This window comes from Amycolatopsis sp. NPDC051373 (assembly GCF_040689465.1).
GTDB lineage: Bacteria > Actinomycetota > Actinomycetes > Mycobacteriales > Pseudonocardiaceae > Amycolatopsis.
In genome coordinates this window covers 13,728-38,528 of the sequence record NZ_JBFBAE010000045.1, presented here as the reverse complement: position 1 = coordinate 38,528, position 24,801 = coordinate 13,728, and the positions used below count along the sequence as shown (strand labels likewise).

The window sequence follows — 24,801 nt, the reverse complement described above, 5'->3', positions numbered from 1 at the left end:
TGTACGGCGGTTTCCGCTCACGGGCTCGTCTCTTCCAGGAACCAGTCCGTCGGCACGGTGTGCCCCAGCTCGCGCTCCTCGGCCAGCGCCAGCGCCCGCGCACAGACGGCCGCGAACTGCACGCCCATGCCGGTGTTGTTGGCGAACACGGTGATGTCGTCGGGGCTCGTGCGCCCCGGGGCCTCGCCCAGCAGCAGGTCGCCGAGCTCGCGGATGTCGTCCCACGACTTCAGGCCGCGGTTCACCGGGCCGAGGATGTCGTACTGCTTGTCGTGGTGCACCTGCTCGCGCGAGAGCACCGTGATGCGGTCGGCACGGTCGAACGTCGTGTCGTCCAGCTCGCGCCGGGTGGCGGTGCCGTCGGGCGAGGTGATGGCCGTGACGTGGGTGCCCGGGTCGAGCCAGGCGCCGTCGAAGCAGGCTTCCATGGCCGCCGTGGCGCAGGTGACGATCTGGCAGCCCGCCACGGCGTCGCGCCGCTCGTCCACGGCCACGATCTTGCGCCCGGTCTTCTCGCTCCACACCTTCGCGAACTGTTCGCGGTGCTCCGCGGTGGGGCTGTAGACGCGGACCTCTTCGATGTTCGGCCGCACCATCAGCAGGCACTCCAGGTGTGCCTCGGCCTGCCAGCCGGAGCCGAACATGCCCGCGACCGTCGCGTCCGGGTTGGACAGTTCGCGGATGCCGAGCGCCGAGGTCGCGCCGACGCGCATCTTCTGGATGAAGCTGTCGTGCATGATGGCGAGCGGTTCGAGTGTGGTCAGGCTGTAGAGCGTGACGAGCCCGACGTAGCGGCCGCCGGGCGCGGCCGGGATGAGCCGGCGGCGCTGCACGCCGCTGGGCAGCGTCTCGACACCCGCGATGTCGGACGTGATCCGCAGCGCCCACACGCCGCTGGAGACGTTGCCGCCCTCCTGCGACTTGAACCGGAAGCGGAAGCCGGGGTGGCGGCTGTCCTCGACCGGGAAATACGTGTGGTTGCGCGGCCGGTTGGCGCCCTGGCCGGCGTTGAGCTCTTTGTACGCCGTCTCCAGCGCGTCGAGCGTCTCGCCGGCGGTGAGCACCTGCTCGATGTCGCCGTTGGAAAGGATCCTCACCGCTGTGCTCCTGTCAGGTGTTCGGGTTCGCCTTCGGTGACGCGGACGGTCTCGGCCACGGCCGCGTTGCCGCCGTCGGCGAAGGCGACCTCCACGGACACCGCGCCCGCCTCGCCGTCGGCCAGTACTGCGGCCGGGTCCTGGGCGCGGAACTCACCGCTCGTGGACAAGTCGGCCTGGTTGACCCAGCGGACCTCGGCCTTGGCGCCGTCCGGCAGCTTCGCCAGCGCGGGCGCGGCGGCCTCGGCGAGCGAGCCGATCCTCGCGCCGGCCTTGGCCGCCGCGATGGCCGCGGTCAGCGCGTCCTTGAGCGCGGCCGGCCAGCCCGCGCCGTCACCGAGGACGCGGCTCGAGTACACCCAGTTCATGCGGTACTGCCCGGTGACGCCGAAGGACGTCACGTCGTCCGTTGTGGACAGCGAGATCGGGTAGAGGTCGAGGAAACCGCCGCCGCGCAAGGCGCGTTCCACGGTCTCGACGCGGCTGCCGGCGGTGCTGCCCTCCACCGTCGCCTTGGCCGCGGCGTCGTCGAGGATCCGGCCGGCCGCGCGCAGCAGCTCGGTCTCGGCCGCCGACGGGATGAGCCGCTGCTCACGGACCAGGCTGCCGAGGCGCTCGACCTGCCAGCCGGGCACCGCGGCCACGATCTCGTCGGCGACGTCGGCGGGCCACAGCGCGGCGTCGACCAGGCCGAGCGTGCCGTTCTTCCTGCCCAGCAGGTACTTCGCGACGAGGTCGGCGAAGTTCTTGCCGCCGCTGAACTCCGTGACCTTCGACGAGGCCTTCATCCAGTTCTGCACCCGCAGCGAGAGCTTGGTGAGGAACGCGACGGGCCCCTCGGCGGGGATCGCCAGCACGCCTTCGTTCCAGTAGAGGCACAGGTTGGTCAGGTAGGCGAGGTCGTCGGAGCGGGACACGTCGGCGTAGACGAACGCGACGTCGACGCCCTGGGCCGCCATGGCCTTCTGCAGCGCGGCGACGCGGTCGCCCCACTCCTGGTCGGGGGTTTCCGCGGGGTCGAGTACGTGCAGACCTCGTTTCACGCCACGTCTCCTGTCTCGAACAGCTTCCGTTCGGTCGTGATCAGCACTTCACAGCCGTCGGCGGTCACGCGCACGGGGTCGCCGAGCACGTGGTAGCCGGCCAGCGGCGTGTAGGTGTTGGGGTGGATGATGAACACGGAGTTCTCGGGCAGCACCGTGTGGTTGCCCTCGATGATCGGCGTCTCGTCGAGGTGCAGGCCGTGGCCGTGCCCGCGCACGCGGGTGTAGTTGCTGGAGCAGTACTCGCCGTAGCCGTACTTGCGGAACACGTCGTTCTCGGCCATCGCCACCTCGTGGGCGGTGATTCCCGGGCGCACCACCGAAATGCCGGCCTCGACGGCCTCGTTGAACAGGCCGAACGACTTGCGCTGCCCGTCGTCGGCCTTGCCCACCACGGCGGAGCGACAGATCTGCAGCCAGTAACCGTCCATCTTGGGCGTGAGCTCGGTCCGCACCATGTCGCCCGCTTCGAGCAGCCGGTCGCCGGGCGGGGTCATGCCGCGCACCTCGTCGCGGCCCGAAGCGATGAGCATGAAGTTGTCCTCGGCACCGAGGTTCTTCAGCCGCGCCTCGACCTCCGCGACGATCCGGTACTCCGGCAGCCCTGGCTCGAGCACGTCCACGAACGCTTCCCACCCGGCGGCGCACACCACGGCGCTGCGGCGCATCCGGGCCAGCTCCCACTCGCTCTTCACCAGCCGTGCGGTGTCGAGCAGCTTCGTGGCCGACCCGACTTCGGCGCCCGGCGCCGCGGCGCGGATCGTCTCCATGAGCACGAGCGGCACGAGCTCGTGGTGGGCGATACCGATGCGCCGCGGCGCCAGCTCCTTGAGGACCACGCCCAGCTCCGCCGGGTTCGCCGGGTCCAGCCGCCGGGCCTCGCCGACCCAGCCCTGCGCGGTGAACGCCGCGAGGTCCGAAAGCCGGGTCGAGAACGCCACCGCGTCACCCTCGGCGGGGAACACCACGAGCGCGGCGCTGCCGGCCGGGGTCACGTCGGTGAAGTAACGGATGTTCTCGCGCCGCCAGGCCGGGCCGTAGGCGAGCACGACGTCGAGGCCCTGCTCGGCCATCGCGTCGCGGATCTTGCGGTGCCGCAGCTTCAGCTCCGCGAGGTCCTTGGGGGACAGGCCCGCACCGGCGGGTGCCGGGGCGTGGTCGATCGTCATGGATTCCTCCACTGTGTTTGTGGTGGGTTCGGTTTTTCGGTGTTGCTCGGTCAGTCAGGAGCGCGCCGGGGTCAGGGCGGCGGGCGCCCCTTCGCCGGTGATCTCACTCGTGATCTGCTCGACGGTGCGGCCGCGGGTCTCGAAGGTCGCCACGAGCGCGGCGATCCCGGCGAGGATCGAGATGATCCCGAAGACCAGGAAGAACAGGAACTGCGAAGCGTGCGCCGCCAGGATGAACCCGACGAGCACGGGCATGATGAGGCCGCCGACCTTCTGCCACGCCGCCGCCCAGCCGAGCCCGGTCGCGCGGCTGGCCGTGGGGTAGAGCTCGCTGGCGTAGGCGAAGAGCGTGCTGCCGGCCAGGCCGCTGCCGAAGAACGTGGCCAGCGAGCCGAGCACGATCACCGCGCCGGTCGCCGACGTGGTGCCCCAGGCCAGGCAGAACAGTCCACTGAGGACGAAGGCCCCGCCGAGCACGACGCGGCGGCCGATCCGGTTGATCAGCTGCCCGGCGAGGATCGCGCCGACCACGCCGGCGGCCGTGATGATCGCCGTGTAGCCGAAGCTTTTGAGCAGGTCCACGCCCTGGCCTTCCAGCACGGACGGCAGCCAGCTCGAGAGCCCGTAGAGGAACGCGCCGGCGCAGACTTCCATGAACCAGATGGCGATCGTGTAGCGCAGGTAGTGCCGAGCGACGAGCGTGCGCACGGTGCCGCCGGTCTCGGGTGCCGCGTGCCGGGCGGCGGGGGCTTCGGTGGGATTACCGCCTCGGCACAGGCCGCTGACGATGGCCGCCGCGTCGGCGAGGCGGCCGCGGCGCAGCAGGTAGCGGACCGACTCCGGCAGCGTCGCCAGCATGAACACGCCGACGAGCACCGGCACGGTGGCGATCACGAACATCGCGCGCCAGCCGAACGCCGGCACCACCGCGGTGCCGACCGCGGCCGCCGTCGGCAGCCCGATCAGCCACGCAGCCGTGGCCGCGGTGACGAGCGGGCCGCGGTGGCGCGAGGGCACGAACTCGGCGATGTAGGGCAGGACCACGGCGATCTCGGCGCCGAGCCCGATCCCCTGCAGTGCGCGGAACGTGACCAACGCGCCGAAACTGGGTGCGAACACCGCGGCGAGTGAGAACACGGCGTAGACGATCACCGTGATCGACAGCGGCACCTTCCGGCCGAACCGGTCGGACACCGTGCCGGCGACGGCCGCGCCCACGAGCATGCCCGCGAACAGCGCCGAGGAGAACACCCCGGCCGACTCGCTGGTGAGGTGGAAGGTCTTGATGACACCCGGCAGGATCACGCCGGTCAGGTTGATCACGAACCCGCACAGGAAATGTCCGATGAGGACGGTTACGTAGATCCTCAGGTGCCGTGCGGTGAACGCCGACTCGTCGAGGCGGGAGAGCAGGGAGTGGGACGAGGTCGCGGGGGACGGGGGCATGTGGGGCCACCTCCTTGTGGCTCTTTGAAACCCAGCGGCTTGGAACAACCCAGGGCTTGTAAACCCAGCAGCTCATAGGCGGCGGCTGGTGCTACCCGGTGGCTCCGCGCCGCTCGACTTGATTGTCGCGCGGCTCGGAACCCGTTGGCCGGCAACCCATCGGCGGTTCAGCGATCCGGTTGGGCAGGCCGGCGGGCTGGTGAGCCGTCGGTCCGCGTTCCGGTCGCGTCGGGCTGATCGGTTGCCACCCGATGGCTTCGACACCGCCGGCACCGCAGCACTCCGTAGCCGCGCGGCTCGAAAGCCCGGCGGTCAGGAGGCCGAGGGACGTCGGCCGGTGGCTCGAAGCCGTCCGGTTCGAAACGTCGTGGCGCAGGGCCGAACGGCCCGGCGTCAAACGGTTCCGACCCGGTGTCGTGCGGTGGTGCTGACCCCCCTTGGGTCTTCTTCCGTCACCGGTCGTCCAGGTTGCCCTGGACGTCGAAGTAGAGCTGCGAGAGCGCGGGCAGTAACTGCTCGCGCATCTCGGGGGTGAGGCCCGCGGTCAGCTCGGCCGCGAACTTGTCGAGGGTGCGCCGGGCGGTGTCCCGCGCGTTGACGCCCTTGGTGGTGAGCTCGAGTTGCATCGTGCGCCGGCTCGTGGCCGAGGGGCGGCGCGAGAGTAAGCCCTGGTTCACCATCTTGTCGACGCTTTCGGACATCGTCGACGGGTTGCGGTGCGCGAGCTTGCACAGCGCCGTGAGCGACGTGTGGCCGCTCCCGACCCTCGACAGGATCCGGTACTGCCGGATGGTGAGCGGCAGCTCGAGTTCAGCGAGCAGCTCCGTCTGGAGTCGGGTCAAGCGCCCGCCCAGTGCCAGCAAGACCTCGCCGAGGCCCGCTTCCGGGCCCAGCTCGTCGAAGGTCTCAGTGTCGTTGGTGGTCATTTTGGTCCCCGTACGTTCCGGTACCCGAAATAACGATGTCGCCGACTGTACGTCCGCCCGCCGCGCTGTGGGAAGGGGTGATTTCGTGACGAGGAGAGTCTTTCAGTGGGTGAAAACCCGGATGGTCCCCGGAGCACCGCGGGTGAGAGCTTCGGAAGCCGACCCCGACCGAAGGAGCTCTGAGGCGTCGATGGCAGCGTTCGCCCGAAACCAGTGGTATGTCGCCGCATACGGCCGCGAATTGGGCCGGGAGCTGTTCTCCCGGACCGTGCTCGGCGAGCCGATCGTCTTCTACCGCACCGAATCCGGCGACGTCGTCGCCCTGGCCGACCGCTGCGTGCACCGCCGCTACCCGCTCTCGGAGAGCCGGCTCGACGGCGACAAGATCGTCTGCGGATACCACGGCTTCACCTACGACAGCGCCGGCTCGTGCGTGTTCGTCCCCGGCCAGGCCCGGATTCCGCGGACCGCAAGGGTTCCGTCCTACCCGGTGGTGGAGCAGGACTCGTTCGTGTGGGTCTGGATCGGCGAGCGCGAGCTGGCCGACGAGTCGACCATCCCGCGGGCGCCGTGGTTGGCGGACCCGGCCTACACCAGCGTGAGCGGCATGGAACCACTGGCCGCGCGCTACGAGCTGCTGGTGGACAACCTGCTCGACCTCTCGCACGAGACCTACCTGCACGGCGGCTACATCGGCACGCCGGAGGTCGCGAACACGCCGATCACCACGGAGGTCGACGAGGACCGCGGCATCATCTACGTCAGCCGCCACATGGCCGACGCCGAGTGCCCGTCCTTCTACGCGAAGTCCACCGGCATCGAAGGCCGGATCACGCGCTGGCAGGACATCGAGTACCACCCGCCGTGCCTGTACCTGCTGCACAGCCGCATCGCGCCCGTCGGCGTGCTGCCGAACCCCGACGGCACCGACCCCGAGGGCTTCCACGTCGAGGTCGTCTACGCGATCACCCCGGAGACCGAGCACAGCACCCACGACTTCTGGGCCGTGGCAAGGGATTTCGCGCTCGACGACACCGGTGTGTCCGATTTCCTCGCGGAGAACAACCGCACGGTCGTGCTGCAGGACGTGCGGGCGCTCGACATCCTCGAACGCATCATCGAGGCGGAACCCGAGGGATACCAGGAGCTTTCGGTCAACATCGACACGGGCGGCCTGGCGGCACGCCGCATCCTCAAGAAGATGGCGGCCGGCGAGAGCGCGCAGGTCGTGCCGTCGTGAGCGAGCGCGTGGCGATGCTGCAGGGCGAGAACGTGGTGCGCATCCACTGGAAGCTCGGCACGGACGTGCTCGTCGGCGTGTGTCACTGCGGGGCCGAGCACGAGTCGGAAGACCCGGTCGAGCTGTGGGACTGGCTGCTGGCCCACCCTGTCGGGCACGGCGGTCCGTCGGTGCCGGTGGCCCCGCCGGAGCGCGTGGCCGTCGCTGTCTAGGAGGAGGAGACGATGAGCGTCCTGGCCACGGAGCTGGAGCTCGACGTGGTGCTGGCGGCCCCGGAACGGCTGGCCGACGGCGTCGTCCGGCTGACCCTGCGCGACCCGGCCGGCGCGGCGATGCCGGCGTGGGAGCCGGGCGCGCACGTGGACCTCGTGCTGGGCCCCGATCTCGTGCGGCAGTACTCGCTGTGCGGTGATCCGGCCGACCGGTCGGTGCTGCAGGTGGCCGTGCTGCACGAGCCGTCCGGACGCGGGGGCTCGGCGCACGTCCACGGCCTGACCGGTGGCGAGCGGCTGCGCGTGCGCGGCCCGCGCAACCACTTCGGGTTGGTGCCTTCGCCGCGCTACTTGTTCGTGGCGGGTGGCATCGGCATCACGCCGCTCGTGCCGATGCTGGCCGTGGCCGAGGCGGCGGGTGCCGAGTGGCGCCTGCTCTACGGCGGCCGCACCCGGGCGTCGATGGCCTTCGCCGCAGAACTGCGTGAACGCTACGGCGACCGCGTGGAACTCGTGCCGCAGGACGAACGCGGACTGCTCGACCTCGACGCGGCGCTGGCCGCGGCACCGGGCGCGGCCGTCTACTGCTGCGGCCCGGAACCGTTGCTGGCGGCCGTCGAGCAGCGGTGCGCGCCCGATTTGCTGCACGTCGAGCGGTTCACCGCGCTGCCCGACACCGGTCCGCGCGACGCCTTCGAGGTCGAGCTCGCCCAATCAGGCCGGACGCTGGAGGTACCGGCGGATCGCTCGATCCTGTCGGTGCTCGAAGAGTCCGGTGTGCCCGTGTTGTCCTCCTGCCAGGAGGGGACGTGCGGCACGTGTGAGACCGGCGTGCTCGCGGGAGTGCCGGACCACCGCGACTCCGTGCTCACCGGCCCGGAGCGCGAGGCGGGCGACGTGATGATGATCTGCGTGTCGCGCTGCGCCGGAGCGCGACTCGTTCTGGATCTGTGAATCCGCGGGTAGCGTGAGGCGATGACCCGGCAAGTCCCGGCGACGGGCACCTCCGTGACCAGCAAGGTGCTGGCGTTGCTCGAGGCTTTCACCCCGGACGCCGCGGACCTCAGCCTCAGCGAGCTGGCCCGGCGGTCGGGAGTTTCGCTGGCGACCGCGCACCGGCGCGCGGCCGAGCTCGTGGAGTGGGGTGCGCTGGAGCGAGACGCGGCCGGGCGCTACCGCATCGGGCTGCGGCTGTGGGAGGTCGCGTCACTCGCCCCGCGCGGGCTCGGGCTGCGTGACGCGGCGATGCCGTTCCTGGAGGACCTGTACGAGGTCACGCACGAAAACGTGCAGCTCGCCGTGCGCGAGGGCCTGGAGGTCGTGTTCGTCGAACGCATCGCCGGGCGCGACGCCGTGCCGGTCTGGACCCGCGTCGGCGGCCGGTTCGCCTTGCACGCCACGGGCGTCGGCCTCGTCCTGCTCGCCCACGCGCCCGCGGCCGTGCAGGAGGAGGTGCTCTGCGCGCCCCTGCACAGGTTCACCCCGAAAACCGTGTGCGATCCGGCCCGGCTGCGCCGCGCGCTCGCCGACGTCCGCAAACACGGCTACTCGGTCAGCGACGGCCAGGTCACCGTCGACGCCCTCTCCGTCGGCGCCCCGGTCTTCACCGCCGACGGCACGGTCGCGGCGGCAGTGTCCCTTGTGGTGCGTGCCGGCAGCACGCAGCCGGGAGCGTTGGCGCCCTTGGTGATGGCGGCCGCGCGCGGCATCTGCCGGGCACTGGCGGGCGGGCCGGCGCGGGTGTTCCCGGCCGGCCGCACCCGTCCGTGACCTACTGCGGCGGCGTGTCCGTCCAGCCCACGTCGACGCGGGCGGTGCCGGGCGGCGCGATGAGGTACTGCGCGCCGTCGGCGGTGACGTAGACGGAGGTGGCGTTGACGCGACCCGACGCGGGGTCGACGACGAGGCGCAGACCGTCCGGCGGGATCGTCAGGCCCTCCCCACCCGGCACACCGCCGAGCATGCCGACGCCCCGGTACTCGGAGATCGCCCGGAACGCCGCGGCCCGCACCGCCGGCGATGCCGGCAGTCGGCCGCGGTGAACGGACCGCCGCTCGTCCGCGCGCTGTGCGTCTCGGGCGTCGGCGATCCACGCCTTGAGCGCGGCCGGGTCGGTGGGCAGGGCGCGCAGCTGGGCGTAGGTCAGGTGCACGCCGACGAGCGAGAACGGCCGCGAGCCGGGCATCGGCATCGCCTTTCCGCCGGTCTTCGCGCCGCGGAACCACCAGTGCCCGTCGGGCTTGACCCAGTAGTCCGTGACGGCCGCGCCCGCGCCGGTCTCGGTGATCGTCACGTGCCAGTAGGTGCCGGTCGCGTCGGGCGAGCGCTCGGCGACGGTCGCGGCGGCGAGCAGCACCTGCTGCCCGGACTGGACGACAGGCGGCGCGGCGGGCGGGGCCGGGGCCGCAGCGCTGAACACGGCGACGGCGACGGCCGCGGCCGCGATGGCGCCGGTCCCCCCGGCCAGCCACGCCGTGCGCAGCCCCCGGGCCGGCCTCGCGGTGAGGCTGCGCACGGGCTCGCCGGCGAACCGGTCCTGCAACCGGCGTCGGCTCCGCGCCACGGCGGACGGGGCGGGGTCGCTCGGGTCGAGCCGCGTTTCGAGCTTCTGCAGGTCATTCATCGCGGGCCTCCTGGGCGAGGATCGGGGCGAGCTTCTGACGGGCGCGGTGCAACCGGGGCCGACCGTGCCGGGCGAGATGCCCCAGCGCCTGGGCGACGGAGGCCGCTTTTCAAATGGCTTCGTCGAGTTGCGCGAGCTCCACGAGCAGCAGCACGTCGCGTTCGCCGTGCGGGAGCTTCGCCAGCGCGGCCGCGAGCGTGCCGCGGGCCGTGATGGCCGTGACCACGCGGCTTTCGGGGCCCTCACCGGACGCTGGCGCGACCCCAGCCGCGTCAGCGCCCGATAGTGGCGCGCTTCCTTGCGGCGGTGCCCCGCCACCAGGTTCGTCGCGATGCCGAACAACCAGGGCCGCAGCTCGCCGCGCGTGGCGTCGAACTTCTGCCGCCGGTCGAACGCGATCAGGAACGTCTCCGCCGTGACGACTTCGGCGTCGCGCGAATCGAGCCGCGCCGCGACGTCGCGGTGGACGGCGGGGTAGTAGCGGTCGTGCACCTCGGTGAACGCGTCGGCTCCAGCCCGAACCGCGCGGCCAGCTCGGCGTCACCCACCGATGCCGTCATGTCTCTGCCTCTGTCACGCGGGGTCTCCTCCCGGTCGGGGACAGCTTTCACCACGTCTTCGCCGCATCGGGGAATCTTCTTCCCGAACGGGCGAGGAAGGTCAAAACGGTCCTGGTCAGCGGCGGCGCGGCCTAGGATCGGCGCGTGGAGCTTCCCGTGATGCCGCCCGTGCGGCCGATGCTCGCCAAGGCCGTGCACGAGGTCCCCAGGACCGAGGGGCTCTGGTTCGAGCCCAAGTGGGACGGGTTCCGCTGCGTCGTGTTCCGCGACGGCGCCGAGGTGGAGCTGGGCTCGCGCAACGACCGCCCGCTCACGCGCTACTTTCCCGAGCTGGTCGAGCTGCTGGGCGACGCGCTGCCGGAGAAGTGCGTGGTCGACGGCGAGATCGTGCTGGTCACGCCGCGGGGCCTGGACTTCGAGTCGCTGCAGCTGCGGCTGCACCCGGCTGCGAGCCGCGTGCGGAAGCTGGCCGAGGAGACGCCGGCGAGCTTCGTGGCGTTCGACCTGCTGGCCCTGGGCGACCGCGACCTCACGGCCGAGCCGTTCAGCACGCGCCGGCGGATCCTGGAAGACCTGCTCGGCGACAACCCGAGCGGCGGCCTGCAGCGCGTCCACCTGACCCCGCTGACCACGGATCCGGACACGGCGCAGGACTGGTTCACCCGCTTCGAGGGCGCGGGCTTCGACGGAGTGATGGCCAAGCCCGCCGACCAGCCGTACGAGCAGGACAAACGCGTGATGTGGAAGGTCAAGCACGAGCGCACGGCCGACTGCGTCGTCGCCGGGTTCCGCTGGCACAAGGACGGCCAGGGCGTCGGCTCGCTGCTGCTCGGCTTGTTCGACGACGCCGGCGCGCTGCACCACGTCGGCGTGGCGAGCAGCTTCACGGCCAAAAGGCGCCGTGAACTGGTCGACGAGCTGGCGCCTCTGCGCGAGAACGCGCTGGCCGGCCACCCGTGGCGCACCTGGGCCGAGTACGAGCCCGAGCCCGGCCGCCGGCCGGGCGCGAACAGTCGCTGGGCGCCGCAGAAGGACCTGTCGTGGGAGGCGGTGCGGCCCGAGTGGGTCGCGGAGGTGCGCTACGAGCACCTGCAGGGCGGCCGGTTCCGCCACGGCGGGCGGCTCGTGCGCTTCCGCCCCGACCGTGATCCGGCTTCGTGCACGTACGCGCAGCTGGAGGAAGCGCCGCCGGCCGAGCTGGCGACGTTGTTCGGGGAGGCGAGATGAGCGGGTTGGTCCTGGAGCTCGACGGCGTCGAGCTGACGATCTCCAGCCCGGACAAGGTGTACTTCCCCGAGCGCGGCGAGACGAAGCTCGACCTCGTGCGCTACTACCAGGCCGTGGCCGGCCCGCTGCTCGACCGCCTCGGCGGCCGGCCCCTGCTGCTGGAGCGCTACCCGGACGGCGCCGGTGGCAAGAGCTGGTTTCAGAAGCGCGTGCCCAAGACCGCGCCCGAGTGGCTCACCACCACCGTCGTCTCCACACCCAACGGCACCACCAGCGACGCCCTCGTGGCCGCCGACCTCGCCCACGTGCTGTGGGCCGTGAACCAGGGCTGCCTCGGCTTCCACGTGTGGCCGAACCGCGCCGCGTCCCTCGACATCGCCGACGAGCTGCGCATCGACCTCGACCCGTCACCCGGCATCGGCTTCCCGCAGCTGCGTGACGCGGCGGTGCTCGTGCGCGAGTTCCTGACCGAGCTGGGCATCGAGGTCCACGTGAAGACCTCCGGCTCGCGCGGCCTGCACCTCTACGCCATCCTCGAAACCCGCTGGGACGGCTACCAGGTCCGCGCCGCCGCCGTCGCTCTCGCGCGGGCCCTCGAACGCCGCCACCCGGACCTCATCACGGCCCAGTGGTGGAAGGAAGAACGCGGCGCGCGCGTCTTCGTCGACTTCAACCAGAACGCCCCGCACAAGACGGTTTTCGGCGCTTGGTGCGTCCGTCCGCGGGTCGGCGGCCAGGTCTCCACGCCGATCTCGTGGGCGGACCTCGCCACCGTCAGCCCGGACACGCTCACGCTGACCTCCGTGCCCGCGCTCGTCGCCGAACACGGCGACCCCTGGGCCGGCGCGAACGACCGGCCGCAGTCGATCGAGCCGCTGCTGGAGCTGTCCCGCGCGGACCTCGCGTCGGGACTCATGGACGCACCCTGGCCGCCGGTGTACCCGAAGATGCCGGGCGAGCCGCCCCGCGTGGCGCCGAGCCGTGCGAAGAAAACCTGAGCCGCGTGGACATCGAGCCGTGCGAGGCCACCGATCCGGCTTTGCACACCCTCGTCGCCGCCATGACGGCCGAACTCGTCGCCGTTTACGGTCTGCCGCCGGACGCCCGCCCGTCCCCGCTGCCTCCCGGCACCCACTACCTGATGGGCACCGGCGACGGCGTCGCGCTGGGTTGCTGCGCCGTTCAGCCCGAGGTCGAGGGGTGGTGCCAGCTCAACCGCATGTACGTCGCTCCGCCGGCTCGCGGGAGCGGGCTCGCCGCCGCTCTTCTGGCCGCTGCCGAGGATGTGGCCCGCCGGGCCGGCGCCACCGGAATTCGGCTCGAGACCGGCCTGCGGCAACCCGCGGCGATGCGGCTGTACGAGCGCAAGGGAGACCGGCGCGTCGCCGCGTTCCCGCCGCACGAGAACGACCCGGAGAGCGTCTGTTACCAATCCGGCCAAAAGTAGGCCACCCCACGCGGCAACGTAACCGTTGTCAAGAAGCCATTCGGCCGTGGCTGTGGTCGGATTGGTAACGATCGGCACAGTACGCCAAAGACCTCGCCGCTCACTCGAACGGCAGGTCGAAGGACAACTGATCGCCCCCGCCCGGCGGTGCGCCCGAGAGGGTCGCCGCGCAGTCCGGGCACGGCGTGACATCGCCGGTGCCCGGGGCCGTGAGGTCGATCGGCGTCCAGGTGCGGGATTCGCGTTCGCCGCAGACGGAGCGGCGGTAGCGCAGGTCGCCGGCGCGGGTCATCAGATGGGCGACGGGTGCGTCGTCCGGCAGGGCGCCGACGAGGTACCACCGGGTCGCGGTGTGGACTGTGGGGATGGTCGCCATGGAACAGTCCTCCTGGGAGGCCGGTTCAGCTTCATTCCTTCGTCACAGCCATCTTCCGTCGCGATGCGGCGGATTTCGTGCGTTTCGTGGTGTTCGGCGTGGCGCGGTCAGTCCCCGAGGGACGGTTCGCCCTGGTCAGCCGCCGGTTCGTCGAGGTAACGCAAGATCCGCAGCAGGCCGCGTTCGTCGATCTTGTCGTCCTCGGCCACGCACTCGGTGAGGCGCCGCGTGACGTCGTCGGCGTCGAGACCGGCGCCGATGAGCACCAGTTCGGTACGGCGCGGACGACCGGCGGGCCAGGCGGAGCGATCGAGCTGGATGAAGGCGCCCACGGTGTGCAGCCCGAACCGCGCGCGCGGCCCCAGGTCCACGTGGCCCTTCACCCGGTAGAGGCCGGGCGGGCGCTGTTCCAGGAACGCGAGCAGCCGCCGCGGCGACAGCGGGCGGTCGGCGGTGAAGGTGACGCTCTCGTAGGCCGCGTGGAGGTGCTGCGAGTGGTCGTGGTCGTCTTCGCGCAGGTCGTCGAAGGACAGCTGGCCGTAGCGCTCGCGGGGCTTCGGGTCGAAGAACAGCTGCGGGTCCACGCGGCCGTGATCGGTCACCAGCACCGGCACCCCCGGCGCGAACTCCTCGACGGTGGCGGTCAGCTTGGCGAGTGCGTCGGACGTGACGCGGTCGGCCTTGTTGACCACGATCAGGTCGGCGATGCGCAGGTGGTCGGCCAGTTCGGGGTGGCGCTCGCGGGTGTTCTCGAACTCCGCGGCGTCGACGACCTCGGCGAGGCCGCCGTAGCGGATGTCGGGGTTCTCGCTGGCGATCATCAGCCGCAGCAGGTCGCGCGGCTCGGCGATGCCGCTGGCCTCGACCACGATCACGTCGATGCCGGCTTCGGCGCTCGACAGCCGCCCGAGCATCGCGTCGAGCCCGCTCGCGTCGACGGCGCAGCAGAGGCAGCCGTTGCCGAGCGAGACCATGGTGTCGACCTGGCCGGACACCGCGAGCGCGTCGATGTTCACGCTGCCGAAGTCGTTGACCACCACGCCGACCCGCACGCCCTGGCGGTTGGCGAGCAGGTGGTTGAGCATCGTGGTCTTGCCCGAGCCGAGGAACCCCGCGACGAGGACCACCGGGATCCGCTGCCTGGCCACGATCACACCCCTCCCGCCGTCGCGACGACCTTACCGTCAGGTGATCACGGAACCGCTTCCAGGTCGTGATCGATTTCCGGACACATTGCGCAAGGTCGAGGTGACACATTTATTTCCGCGCCGCTCACCTGCGTTTATCGAATTATCGCGGTGCCGCCGACACATTCGGCGGTTGTCTTCAACCCCGCTTCGGGTACGCTTCCCGGCTTGGCGAAACCCCTGGGGCTACGGGGTTTTCGCCGTCGACTCGGATCAGCACCGAATGACGGAGGAACAGTGGGTCTTCCCTGCGTGTCGCGGGTTGTGTTTTCGAAGAGTGGAGTAGCCCGGTGACCGTTGCGTCCATGCGAGTGAATTTCGACGCATCGTTACCGCCCGAGAGGGTGACAACCGTCGAATACGGCGAGGCCGAGGAATTCATCCGGCTCTGCCACGCGGAAGCCGCCGTGCCCGGCCTGCGGGTCGACGAGCGGCTGGCGCAGATCAAGGAGGAGATCGCCGAAACCGGTTCCTACCGGCACACCTACGCCGAACTGGCCCACGGCGCGCGCGTGGCGTGGCGCAACTCCGCGCGCTGCATCGGCCGGCTCTACTGGCGCGGCCTGCGCGTGCGCGACCGCCGCGATGTGCGCGACGCCGCGGGGGTCGCCGCCGAATGCGTCACGCACCTGCACGAAGCGACCCGCGGCGGCCGGATCCGGCCCACGCTGACGGCGTTCGCACCGGACAGCCCCACCGCGCCGGGCCCGCGCATCCACAACGACCAGCTCATCCGCTACGCCGGCTACCGCCTCGAAGACGGCTCCGTGCTGGGCGATCCGCAGTACGTCGAGTTCACCGACACCGTGCGCGAGCTGGGCTGGCACGCACCCGAGCGGCGCGGTTCGTTCGACGTGCTGCCGCTGCTCGTCGAGGCGGAACCGGGTTCGCGGCAGCTGTTCGGGCTGCCCGCCGACGCCGTGCTGGAGGTGCCGCTGACGCACCCGGACCACCGCTGGTTCGCCGGCCTCGGCCTGCGCTGGCACGCCGTGCCCGCCATCAGCAACATGCCGCTGGAGATCGGCGGCCTGCGCTACCGCGCGGCGCCATTCAACGGCTGGTACATGGCCACGGAGATCGGCGCGCGCAACCTCGCCGACGTCACGCGCTACAACCTGCTGCCTGTCATCGCCGGTCTCATGGGCCTGTCCACGGACGACGACCGCACGCTGTGGCGCGACCGCGCCTTGGTGGAGCTGACGTTGGCCGTGCAGCACTCGTTCGACCACGCGGGCGTCACCATCGCCGACCACCACTCGGAGTCGCAGCGGTTCCTCACGCACCTCGAACGAGAGGAGCGAGCGGGCCGCTCGTGCCCGGCCGACTGGAGCTGGGTCGTGCCACCGCTTTCCGGCGCGCAGACCCCGGTTTTCCACCGCTACTACGACGAACCCGACCCCGCGACGCGTCCGGCGTTCCTCCTGCCCGGCCAATGAGAACAGCCGTTCGGCGGATCTCGGCGAACTGGGGGCGCCGACGGTCCCCCGAAGGCGGACAATAGGGGCATGACCGCAGTGCTCGTCGCTCACGCAGGCAAGACCGGCGGCACCCGCGAGATCGCCGAGGTGGTCTCGGAAGAACTGCGCGCCCTCGGGCACACCGTGGACACCCGGGACGCGGCCGACGTCGCCGACGTCACCCCGTACACGGCCGTGGTCGTCGGCAGCGGGCTGTACTACTCGCGCTGGCGTCCGTCCGCGGTCCGTCTGCTGGAGCGCAACGTGGCGGCCTTGCGTGAGCGTCAGGTCTGGCTCTTCCACAGTGGCCCGTGCGGGCAGGCCGCCTCCCTGGTGCACGTGAGCCTTCCCGCATCCGTGGCGCTCCTGGCGGCGAGCATCGACGCGGAACGCACCACGACCTTCGGCGGGCGGCTGGACCCAGCGCTCGTCCGGGGGGTTCTGCCGCGGCTGATGGCGCGCGGGTCCCGCGTCGGCGATTTCCGCGACTGGGCGCGGATTCGCGCATGGGCCCGCGACGTCGGGAACCACGTGAGCTCGCACGTTTCTCTCTGAACACTTGCCGGTTTCATCGGTAACGATCACCTTCGTGACCTTCGCGCGCCCTGCTCCGGCCGTGCCGGAATCCGCGCAAAACCCTTGAATGCCACCAAAACCGCCAAACCACATCGGTTGCCCGGTCACTCACTCAGGTGTAGACCAACACCGGCGACACCTCGAAACTCACCAACGAGCAGGGGGACTCCGGTGCCGGATGCCACGGCGGGCAAGAAACCCAAACTCACCTCGGACCAGCGCAACGCGTTCATCGCCGCCTGGCTCGGGTGGACCATGGACGCGTTCGACTACTTCCTGGTCGTGTTCATCCTGGCGGACATCGCCAAGGACAAGTCCTTCGGCGCTACCGCGACGCAGCTCGCGTTCATCACCACGGCGACGCTGGTGATGCGGCCGGTGGGGGCGCTGGTGTTCGGGCTGTGGGCGGACCGCGTCGGGCGGCGGATCCCGTTGATGGTGGACGTGCTGCTGTACTCCGTCGCCGGTGTGCTCTGCGCGGTGGCGCCGAACTTCACCGTGTTGCTGATCCTGCGGTTCATCTACGGCATCGGCATGGGCGGCGAGTGGGGCCTGGGCGCGGCGCTGGCCATGGAGAAGATTCCGGTGCAGCGGCGCGGGTTCTTCTCGGGGGTGCTGCAGGCCGGTTACTCGAGCGGTTACCTGGTGGCCGCGCTGGCGTACCTGCTGTTCCACACCGCGCTGGACCTGGACTGGCGCTGGATCTTCGTGCTGAGCGTGTTCCCGGCGCTCATCAGCCTGCTGATCCGCGCGCGGGTCAAGGAATCCGAGGTGTGGGTGGCCGCGCAGGAGAAGATGCGGGTCACGCGCACGTCGGTGAAAGACGTGCTGCTCAACGCGAAGGTCATCCGCCGCTTTGCCTATTTGATCGTGCTGATGACAGCGTTCAACTGGCTCAGCCACGGCACCCAGGACGTCTATCCGACGTTCCTCAAGTCCACCGAACACGGCGGCGCCGGCCTGAGCGCCTCGACGAGCACGTGGATCGCCGTGATCTACAACATCGGCGCGATCATCGGCGGCCTCACGTTCGGCGCCCTGTCGGAACGCTTCGGGCGGCGCGTGACGATCGTCAGCGCCGCCGTGCTGGGCCTGCCGATCATCCCGATCTTCGCCTTCGACCACGGCGCGGGCATGCTGGCGCTCGGCTCGTTCCTCATGCAGATCATGGTGCAAGGCGCCTGGGGCGTCATCCCGGCCCACCTCACAGAAATGTCGCCCGACGCGATCCGCGGCTTCTACCCCGGCGTCACCTACCAGCTGGGCAACCTCCTGGCCGCGCTGAATCTGCCGATCCAGCAAGCCATCGCTCAGTCGCAAGGCTATTCGGCCGCTCTCTTGTGGACAGTCATCCCGGCGCTGGTCTGCGTCGCCGTCCTGACCGCCGTGGGCAAGGAAGCCAAGTCCATCCGCTTCGGCGCCGAGGCGGCGACCACCGCACCGGCGACGAGCGCGCAGTAGTTCAGGTCGGCTCCGCACTGCCCAGCCGCGTCCTGCCCAGCCCTCCTCGGCTCCGCCCTGCGTCGCCGTGCCCTGCCGGCCCTGTCCTGCCCCGCCCTGCCCCGTCCCGTCCCGGCGCCGCCCCGCCCAGCCCTGCCCCGTCGCGGCTCCGCCCCGCCCAGCCCCGTACTGCCCAGCCCTGCTCGGCTCCGCCGTGCGTCGCCGTGTCCTGCCGGCCCTGCCCCGCCCTGCCCGGTCCCGGCGCCGCCCGCCCAGCCCTGCCCAGCCCCGTACTGCCCAGTCCTGCTCGGCTCCGCCCTGTGTCGCCCTGCCCTGCCCTGCCCTGCCCTGCCCCGTCCCGGAGTCGCTCGCGGCTCACCCGCGGCCCGGCACCCGGGCGCACCCGCCGGTGCGGATCGTCGTGCTGATCCGCACCGGCGCACCGACGTCCGAGCGGCACACCCGGCCGGCATCACCACGCGTCCGAGCCCCACGGTGATCACACCCTCGCCCTCTCCACCCACCGCCTCGTCCCCGCCGACATTTACCTCCGCGTGCTTCCGGCCCGCGGACCGCCGATCGTCCTTCACCGCTTTGACCAGCAAGGTTGCCGACGATAGGCCGCCGATATATCGTGGGTATGTCGGCGATAGCACACGAAGGGATTTCTCATGACCAGGACAGCAGGCACCCACCACATGTTCAACGGCTTCGGCGGCCCACAAGACCCCCGCAACTTCGCCGGCCACCACCCCGCCCGCTTCGGCTTCACCCACCACGACGGCGAGCACCACGGCTTCGAGCGCCAAAACTTCGAACACCACGGCCCTGGCGCTCCCGACCACCTCGGCGGCCACCACGGCGGACCGCCCCGGGGCGGAGGCTTCGGCTTCACCCACCACGGCCCAGGCGCCCCGGGATTCGACCACCCCGGCGCGCACGGCAGGCACCACCCGGGCCTCGGCGGCCCGCACACCCCGGGCGAGTCTGCGCGATCCGGCTTCGAGCACCACGGCTTCGAACACCACGGCCCCAGCGCTCCCGGGTATTTCGGTGGGCCGGAAGGCTCAGGCGAGTTCGAGCAATTCGGCTTCGGCGAGCACCACGGCGTCGGCCACCACGGCCCTGGCGCCCCCGACCACTTCGGCGGCCACCACGGCCCTGCCACCCCCGACCACTTCGCCGGCCACCACGGCCCCGGCCACTTCGGCGACCCCGGCGACCCCTTCGGCTTCGCGCCCGACGCGGCGCGCGGGCCGGGCGGGTTCCCGCCGCCTCCGCCGATGCCGCCGGTTCCGCCGGGGCCCGGATTTCCCGGTGGCCCGGGCTTCGGCGGCTTCCAAGGCTTCCAAGGCTTCCCAGGCGGTCCGCGCGCGTGGTTCGGCGACGGCCGCCAGTGGGGCGGCCGCGGTTCCCGCGGCCCGGCGCGGCCCGTGCGCCCGGCGGTACTCGCCTTGCTCGCCGAAGGCCCGATGCACGGTTACCAGCTCATGCAGGAAATCCGGCGCCGCTCGAACGAGGAGTGGCGCCCGAGTCCCGGCTCGATCTACCCGATCCTGCAGCAGCTGGAGGACGAGGGCTTCGTCCGCTCGGCCGAGGAGGGCGGCCGCCGCGTCGCGCAGCTGACCGAGGCGGGGCGCGAGCACGTCGCCGGCCGTGAGGAGGAGTTCGCGGCGCTGTGGGCCTCCCACGCTCCCGAAGACGACCCGGCCGCCGACCGCTTCGCCGCCCTGCACAAGCAACTCGGCGACCTCTGGGCCGCCGCGGGCCAGGTCGCGTACACCGGCACCGACTCCCAGGCCGCCGACATGCGCAAAATCCTGGCCGACGCGCGCCGCCGTCTCTACGCCCTCCTCGCCGAAGACCAGGACGACCCCGAAGACTGACCGGCACAGGGGCGCCGAGTCCACAGTGGACTCGGCGCCCGCCCGTCACCCCGGCGGCGGGCAAGCTCGACCCGGGCTCGGCTTCCATTCACTCGTCCTGCGGCGTCGACACGCGCCGCCGATGTGCCGTGCTCTGGGGCACGAGCACTCAGATTCGGCGGCGGCCAGTTCTGTTGCGCCGAAGCAAATGCGCGGCATTGAAGTACCGAATCATCCGCGCCGCAGCACCCAACCCGAATCACCCGGGGTCGATGCCCGGCGTCAAACTTCGGCGCCCCCTCAGGTCATCCGCCCCGGCGGTGGTTCCGGCTCCCACCCCAGATGCGCCGACACCACATCCGCCGCCGCGATCGTCCGGTGCCCCGCCTCCGCCAGCCGCGAACCGATTCGCGCATCCGGCGCCGAGATGTTCAACGCCGCCACCACCCGCCCCCGGAAGTCCCGCACCGGAGCCGACACACCGGACAGCCCGGGCTCGAACTCCTCCACCACCCGGGCAAACCCCTCGTCACGCGCGTGACGGATCGTGGTCCACAGAGTGGGCAGCGCGGGATGGCCGGGGAACCGCACGTAGAGCTCGTCAGGCGTCGCGTCGAACAGCAGGACGCGCCCGGCCGAGGTGCGGTCGGCCGGCACGCCGCGGCCCTCCCATTCGTGGACGCGGAACGAGTGTCCCGAAACCGAAAGCAGCGTCAGCACTTCGCGGTCGCGCAGCACGCACAGATGGCTCGTCTCCTCCAGGTCCGCCGACAGCGCGTGCATCACGGGCTCCGCGGCGCGCACCAGACGGTCCTCCGCACTGCGCGCGACCAGCGAAAACAGTCGACGGCCCATGCGGTAGCGGAGGGTGTCGGGGTCGCGCTCGACCACGCCCGCCAGCGCCAGCGCCTTGAGCGCGCGCGAGACCTGGCTCTTCTCGCGCCCGGTCAACGTGGCCAGCCGCACCACGCCGAGGCCGCCCGCGCGCTGGGCGTCGGCCGACGCCAGGGCCTCGAGCAGGTCGAGGTCTCGGCGCAGGCCGTGCCCGGACACTGTCATGGCCGAACCCTAAGCCGAGTTGGCCTGAGCGCAACACACGTTGCGATGTCCCGCGCACCCTTGTCGGCCCGCCCGGCGCGCTCGTAGCGTCGAATCCGATGAAGATCACCGCGATCACCCTCGACCACCTGCGCCTGCCGCTCGACCCCCCGCTGCACGCGGCGTGGGACCCCGAGCCACGGGGGCACTTCGACGCCACGATCGTGCGCGTCCACACCGACGAAGGCGTCACCGGCATCGGCTCCGGCGACACGATGGCGGGCTTCGAGGCCGTGGAGCACCTGTTCCTCGGCACCGACCCGCTCGACATCGTCCGCCACGTCAAAGCCATCGAGACGGCCAACTTCCACGGCGGCCGCTACTGGCCGCTCGAAGCCGCGCTCTGGGACGTGATCGGCCAGGTCGCCGGCCTGCCTGTCGCCACGCTCTTCGGGAACGCCGCGCAGTCGCTGCCCGTCTACGCGTCCTCGGCGGAGCTCAAGCCGCCGGCCGAACGCGTCGAAGCAGCGCAGCAGGCCCGTGAAGAAGGCTTCCGCGCGCTCAAGATCCGCATCGATCGCGACCGCGCCGAGGAAGGCGTCGAGACCGTCGCCGCCGTGCGTGATGCGCTCGGTTCGAATTTTCACATCATGGTGGATCTCAACCAGTCGTGGCGCATGGCCGGCGACACCGCGCCCGCCGCGGACCTCGCCGCGACCCGCCGGCTCGTGCGCCGCCTGGCCGAACTCGACGTGTTCTGGGTCGAGGAACCCTTGCCCTACGCCGATGTCGAGGGTTTTCGCACCCTGCGTTCGGAAAACCCCGGGCTTCGCATCGCCGCGGGAGAAATGCACCACTCGGTGCCCGACTTGTTGTCCTATCTCGAACAGGACGTGCTCGATATCTACCAGATGGACGCCGTTCTCGCGGTGGGAATGCACCGCGCCCGCACACTCGCCGAGGTGGCGGAATTCAAACATCGCGCGTTCACCCCGCACAGCTGGACCAACGGCATCGGCCTGCTCGCAAACCTGGCGCTCGCGGCGGGCGTCGGCGCCGGCCCGTACCTGGAGTTCCCGTACGACCCACCGGGCTGGACTCCGGAACGACGCGACTTCATGCTGGCCGAACCCCTGAAGATCACCGCGGGCGGCGAGCTCGCCGTGCCACGACGACCCGGGCTCGGCGTCGAACTCGACGAGGAGGCGGTGGACCGGTGGCGGATCTGACGCACGAAGACCGGCCGGCCGCGGCGCGGAACCTGACTCCCGAGACCAGGCCGTTCATCGACGGCGGGTTCGTGGAGCCGTTGTCCGGCAACACTTTCCCGTCCACCTCGCCCCGCGACGGCCGCGTGCTGGCCCACGTCGCCGACTGCGGCACCGCCGACGTCGACCGCGCTGTGCGAGCCGCCCGCGAGGCCTTCGAAGACGGCCGCCGGCGCGAACTCCCACCGCGCGACCGCAACCGCGTCCTCCTGCGCTGGGTCGAACTCAACCAGGACCACGCCGACGAGCTCGCCCTGCTCGACGCCATCGAAATGGGCAAACCGATCGCCGAGGCGCTGCGCATCGACGTCGCCAAGACAGCGGAAACCCTTGCCTGGTACGCCGAAACCGTCGACAAGACCTACGACGAGGTCGCGCCCACACCCGGCCACGCCCTCGCCCTGATCACCCGCGAGCCGCTCGGCGTCGTGGGCGCCGTCGTGCCGTGGAACTACGCGCTGCTCATCGCGTCGTGGAAGCTCGGCCCGGCGCCGGCCACCGGCAACTCCGTGGTGCTCAGGCCCGCGGAGCAGACGTCGCTGGCCCCGCTCGTGCTCGCGCGGCTCGCCACCGAGGCCGGCCTGCCCGACGGGATGCTCAACGTCGTTCCCGGCCGCGGCGAGGTCACCGGGCAGGCACTCGGCCGGCACCCCGACGTCGACAAGATCGCGTTCACCGGCTCACCCGAAGTGGCGCGACGGTTCCAGGTCTGCGCGGGGGCGTCCAACCGCAAGCAGGTCGCCGTGGAGGCCGGCGGCAAGCCGCCGCAGCTGATCCTGCGTGACGCGGACCTGCCGGCCGCCGCTTCCGCCGTGGCGTGGAGCATCTTCTACAACGCCGGACAGACCTGCAACGCCGGCTCGCGCGTGATCGTGCCGGCGGAGCCGAAGGACGGTGGTGCTGCGCGCAAATCGCGTGCTCACCGAGACCGGCGGCAGCTACGTCGAGCTGACGGTGCTCCACGACGGCCGCCTAGCCGACGACACCGATTATGGTCCCGTCGCCTCAGCCTGGACGCGCGACGTCACCACGGCCCACCGCGTTGCGAAGCAGCTTCGCGCGGGCACAGTGTGGGTGAACACGTTCGACGCGAGCGACGTCATCACCCCGTTCGGCGGTTCAAAGCGACCGACGCGGGGCGCGACAAGTCGCTGCACGCGCTCGATGCGCACACAGCGCTGAAACCACCTGGCCCGACCTCGCCTGAGTTGTCGACTTGTCCACCTCTTTCGGGAAAGGGGCACGCGTGGTGCGGACCGAGTTCGGACCTGGCTTCGTCGAACGGCTGCCGGAGTTCGCCGCCGAGCTGGGCGGGTCGCGGGTCTTCGTGGTGACCGACCGCGGCCTGCGCGCGACGGGCATCGTCGGCCGCGTCGAGAGGATCTTCGCCGCGGCCGGCGTCGAGTGCCTTGTGCACGAAGACATCGGCCCCAACCCCGCGACGACCGAGCTCGACCGCGGCGCCGCCCGCCTGCGCGAATACGGGGCTGCCGTGGTGATCGCCCTCGGCGGCGGGTCCGCTTTGGATGCGGCCAAGGGCATCTCGCTGCTGGCCGGCAACCCCGGCTCGCTCGCCGCCGACGCCGACACGCTGTGGTCCGCTTCGGACGGACTGCCGATCGTCGCCGTGCCGACGACGTCGGGCACCGGCGCGGAAACCAACGGTTTCGGCGTGGTGGAAGACACCCGCTTGTGCCGGAAAGTCTACATCGGACACGATTCGGTCCGGCCGCGGATCGCCGTGCTCGACCCGGAGCTCACGCTCGGCCTCCCCGCCCCGATCAGCGCCGCCACCGGCCTCGACGCCCTCGTCCACGGCGTCGAGTCCCTCGCCTCCCGCGGCGCCGACGCGGTGTCGACCGCCGACGCTGCCCGCGCTGTCGCGCTCGTCGGCGTCTGGCTCCCGATCGCCTACCGCGACGGCGCCAACCTGGAGGCCCGCTCCCAGCTCATGCTCGGCGCGCACCTCGCCGGCCAGGCCTTGACGCGCTCCGGCCTCGGCCTGGTCCACGGCCTCGGCCACGCCATCACCGCCCGCACCGGCACCCCGCACGGCGTCGCGCTGGCCGCCGTGCTGGAGGAGGTCATGACCTACACGGCCCCCTTCGCGGCCGCCGCCTACGCCACCGTCGCCGAATCCCTCCGCGCCCCCACCGCGGTCGACGCCGTCCGCGCGATCTCCATGGCTGTCGACCTCAAACGCCCGCTGCGCGCCTTCGGCCTCACCCGTGCCGACCTGCCCGCGGTGGCCTCGGCCGCCCTGGCTGACGCGGTGACGAAAAACGCGCCTCGCTCACCGCGGCAAGACGAGGTCGAGCAGCTGCTCGCCTCCGTCTACTGAGGATAAGTCGATGGGTCCGAACCGCCGGTCCCATTCACCCGGCAGCTACGCGAGGTTCTGCCTGGGCGACGTACGCCTCGGGCCCATCGCGACGCGGTGCCTCGGCGTGCGCGGCCAGGCCCTTGACCGGGACGCTTTCGCGTCCTGGACCGGGCCGTCGCCATCGGCCTACGCCCGCGCGTGGCCGGCGTCTCCGCCTCCGTCTGCTGAGGACAAAGAGAAACGCCGGACCCCACCAGGGGCTCGGCGTTTCCCAACACCAA

General features: G+C 71.3%; 23 protein-coding genes and 2 pseudogenes. 15 read left to right on the top strand and 10 right to left on the bottom strand.

The genetic code is table 11. From position 1 onward, the window contains the following. Positions 1 to 17: 17 nt before the first annotated feature. From AB0383_RS47420 to AB0383_RS47400, 5 genes are all read right to left on the bottom strand, one after another. The gene (locus tag AB0383_RS47420) at positions 18 to 1,097 is read right to left on the bottom strand and encodes an ornithine cyclodeaminase family protein (protein ID WP_364189094.1); all 1,080 of its coding nucleotides are present in this window, start codon (positions 1,095 to 1,097) and stop codon (positions 18 to 20) included. Continuing rightward, entirely contained in the window at positions 1,094 to 2,140 is a 1,047-nt protein-coding gene (locus tag AB0383_RS47415; protein WP_366191083.1) for an aminopeptidase P family N-terminal domain-containing protein, read from the bottom strand. The genes AB0383_RS47420 and AB0383_RS47415 overlap by 4 nt, the downstream gene beginning before the upstream one ends. Next, positions 2,137 to 3,309 carry a Xaa-Pro peptidase family protein gene (locus AB0383_RS47410; protein ID WP_366191081.1) on the bottom strand — a complete coding sequence of 391 codons (1,173 nt, stop codon included), beginning with the start codon at positions 3,307 to 3,309 and terminating at the stop codon, positions 2,137 to 2,139. Before AB0383_RS47410 ends, AB0383_RS47415 begins: the two co-directional genes overlap by 4 nt. 54 nt (positions 3,310 to 3,363) lie before the next feature. Further along, entirely contained in the window at positions 3,364 to 4,755 is a 1,392-nt protein-coding gene (locus AB0383_RS47405) for an MFS transporter (RefSeq protein ID WP_366191079.1), read from the bottom strand. A gap of 452 nt (positions 4,756 to 5,207) precedes the next feature. Next, a complete protein-coding gene (locus tag AB0383_RS47400; RefSeq protein ID WP_364189084.1) occupies positions 5,208 to 5,681 on the bottom strand; it encodes a MarR family winged helix-turn-helix transcriptional regulator in 474 nt (157 codons plus the stop codon). Between the two features lie 190 nt (positions 5,682 to 5,871). Between AB0383_RS47400 and AB0383_RS47395 the strand changes: the two genes are divergently transcribed. The 4 genes from AB0383_RS47395 to AB0383_RS47380 are packed head-to-tail and all read left to right on the top strand — an operon-like array spanning position 5,872 to position 8,903. Next, a complete protein-coding gene (locus tag AB0383_RS47395) occupies positions 5,872 to 6,921 on the top strand; it encodes an aromatic ring-hydroxylating dioxygenase subunit alpha (protein WP_366191076.1) in 1,050 nt (349 codons plus the stop codon). Further along, entirely contained in the window at positions 6,918 to 7,133 is a 216-nt protein-coding gene (locus tag AB0383_RS47390; RefSeq protein WP_364189078.1) for a hypothetical protein, read from the top strand. The genes AB0383_RS47395 and AB0383_RS47390 overlap by 4 nt, the downstream gene beginning before the upstream one ends. Positions 7,134 to 7,145: 12 nt before the next feature. Continuing rightward, positions 7,146 to 8,087, top strand: coding sequence for a PDR/VanB family oxidoreductase (locus AB0383_RS47385; RefSeq protein ID WP_364189076.1), 942 nt, complete (start codon positions 7,146 to 7,148; stop codon positions 8,085 to 8,087). A 21-nt stretch (positions 8,088 to 8,108) separates the two neighbouring features. Then, on the top strand, positions 8,109 to 8,903 hold the full coding sequence (locus AB0383_RS47380) for an IclR family transcriptional regulator (RefSeq protein ID WP_364189073.1): 795 nt from the start codon (positions 8,109 to 8,111) through the stop codon (positions 8,901 to 8,903). Between the two features lies 1 nt (position 8,904). Here AB0383_RS47380 and AB0383_RS47375 read toward each other — a convergent pair whose 3' ends face one another. Both AB0383_RS47375 and AB0383_RS47370 read right to left on the bottom strand, forming a co-directional pair. Beyond that, positions 8,905 to 9,756, bottom strand: coding sequence for a hypothetical protein (locus tag AB0383_RS47375; protein ID WP_366191106.1), 852 nt, complete (start codon positions 9,754 to 9,756; stop codon positions 8,905 to 8,907). A gap of 348 nt (positions 9,757 to 10,104) precedes the next feature. Then, positions 10,105 to 10,248 (bottom strand): annotated as a pseudogene (locus AB0383_RS47370) (RNA polymerase subunit sigma-70); the annotation flags it as partial. A 212-nt stretch (positions 10,249 to 10,460) separates the two neighbouring features. Here AB0383_RS47370 and AB0383_RS47365 point away from each other — a divergent pair. Genes AB0383_RS47365 through AB0383_RS47355 form a run of 3 tightly spaced genes read left to right on the top strand, consistent with a single transcriptional unit; the run spans position 10,461 to position 12,990 of the window. Next, positions 10,461 to 11,543 carry an ATP-dependent DNA ligase gene (locus AB0383_RS47365; protein ID WP_366191073.1) on the top strand — a complete coding sequence of 361 codons (1,083 nt, stop codon included), beginning with the start codon at positions 10,461 to 10,463 and terminating at the stop codon, positions 11,541 to 11,543. Continuing rightward, on the top strand, positions 11,540 to 12,541 hold the full coding sequence (gene ligD, locus AB0383_RS47360; protein ID WP_364189064.1) for a non-homologous end-joining DNA ligase: 1,002 nt from the start codon (positions 11,540 to 11,542) through the stop codon (positions 12,539 to 12,541). Before AB0383_RS47365 ends, ligD begins: the two co-directional genes overlap by 4 nt. 5 nt (positions 12,542 to 12,546) lie before the next feature. Further along, positions 12,547 to 12,990, top strand: a complete 444-nt coding sequence (locus tag AB0383_RS47355) for a GNAT family N-acetyltransferase (RefSeq protein WP_366191070.1) — start codon at positions 12,547 to 12,549, stop codon at positions 12,988 to 12,990. 100 nt (positions 12,991 to 13,090) lie between these two features. Here AB0383_RS47355 and AB0383_RS47350 read toward each other — a convergent pair whose 3' ends face one another. After that, positions 13,091 to 13,366, bottom strand: a complete 276-nt coding sequence (locus AB0383_RS47350) for a hypothetical protein (protein WP_366191068.1) — start codon at positions 13,364 to 13,366, stop codon at positions 13,091 to 13,093. 107 nt (positions 13,367 to 13,473) lie between these two features. Further along, the gene (locus tag AB0383_RS47345; protein ID WP_366191066.1) at positions 13,474 to 14,514 is read right to left on the bottom strand and encodes a GTP-binding protein; all 1,041 of its coding nucleotides are present in this window, start codon (positions 14,512 to 14,514) and stop codon (positions 13,474 to 13,476) included. A gap of 344 nt (positions 14,515 to 14,858) precedes the next feature. On the opposite strand from AB0383_RS47345, the gene AB0383_RS47340 reads away from it, so the two are divergent. The 4 genes from AB0383_RS47340 (at position 14,859) to AB0383_RS47325 (ending at position 19,912) form a co-directional block, all read left to right on the top strand. Then, entirely contained in the window at positions 14,859 to 15,989 is a 1,131-nt protein-coding gene (locus AB0383_RS47340) for a nitric oxide synthase oxygenase (RefSeq protein WP_366191064.1), read from the top strand. 69 nt (positions 15,990 to 16,058) lie between these two features. Beyond that, positions 16,059 to 16,565 (top strand): flavodoxin domain-containing protein, encoded by a 507-nt coding sequence (locus AB0383_RS47335; protein ID WP_366191062.1) that lies wholly within the window; start codon positions 16,059 to 16,061, stop codon positions 16,563 to 16,565. A gap of 192 nt (positions 16,566 to 16,757) precedes the next feature. Beyond that, on the top strand, positions 16,758 to 18,047 hold the full coding sequence (locus AB0383_RS47330; protein WP_364189048.1) for an MFS transporter: 1,290 nt from the start codon (positions 16,758 to 16,760) through the stop codon (positions 18,045 to 18,047). A gap of 650 nt (positions 18,048 to 18,697) precedes the next feature. Beyond that, positions 18,698 to 19,912, top strand: a complete 1,215-nt coding sequence (locus tag AB0383_RS47325) for a PadR family transcriptional regulator (protein WP_366191059.1) — start codon at positions 18,698 to 18,700, stop codon at positions 19,910 to 19,912. A gap of 279 nt (positions 19,913 to 20,191) precedes the next feature. On the opposite strand, the gene AB0383_RS47320 is transcribed toward AB0383_RS47325, so the two are convergent. Beyond that, positions 20,192 to 20,950 (bottom strand): IclR family transcriptional regulator, encoded by a 759-nt coding sequence (locus AB0383_RS47320; RefSeq protein WP_366191057.1) that lies wholly within the window; start codon positions 20,948 to 20,950, stop codon positions 20,192 to 20,194. A gap of 98 nt (positions 20,951 to 21,048) precedes the next feature. Here AB0383_RS47320 and AB0383_RS47315 point away from each other — a divergent pair, with 98 nt between their 5' ends. From AB0383_RS47315 to AB0383_RS47300, 4 genes and pseudogenes are all read left to right on the top strand, one after another. Continuing rightward, on the top strand, positions 21,049 to 22,158 hold the full coding sequence (locus AB0383_RS47315) for a mandelate racemase/muconate lactonizing enzyme family protein (RefSeq protein ID WP_364189039.1): 1,110 nt from the start codon (positions 21,049 to 21,051) through the stop codon (positions 22,156 to 22,158). Beyond that, positions 22,146 to 23,072, top strand: a pseudogene (locus tag AB0383_RS47310) (aldehyde dehydrogenase family protein); the annotation flags it as partial. The gene AB0383_RS47315 and the pseudogene AB0383_RS47310, both read left to right, overlap by 13 nt. Before the next feature lie 19 nt (positions 23,073 to 23,091). Then, positions 23,092 to 23,379, top strand: coding sequence for an aldehyde dehydrogenase family protein (locus AB0383_RS47305; protein ID WP_364189138.1), 288 nt, complete (start codon positions 23,092 to 23,094; stop codon positions 23,377 to 23,379). A gap of 64 nt (positions 23,380 to 23,443) precedes the next feature. Next, positions 23,444 to 24,538, top strand: a complete 1,095-nt coding sequence (locus AB0383_RS47300; protein WP_366191055.1) for an iron-containing alcohol dehydrogenase — start codon at positions 23,444 to 23,446, stop codon at positions 24,536 to 24,538. Positions 24,539 to 24,801: the final 263 nt, after the last annotated feature.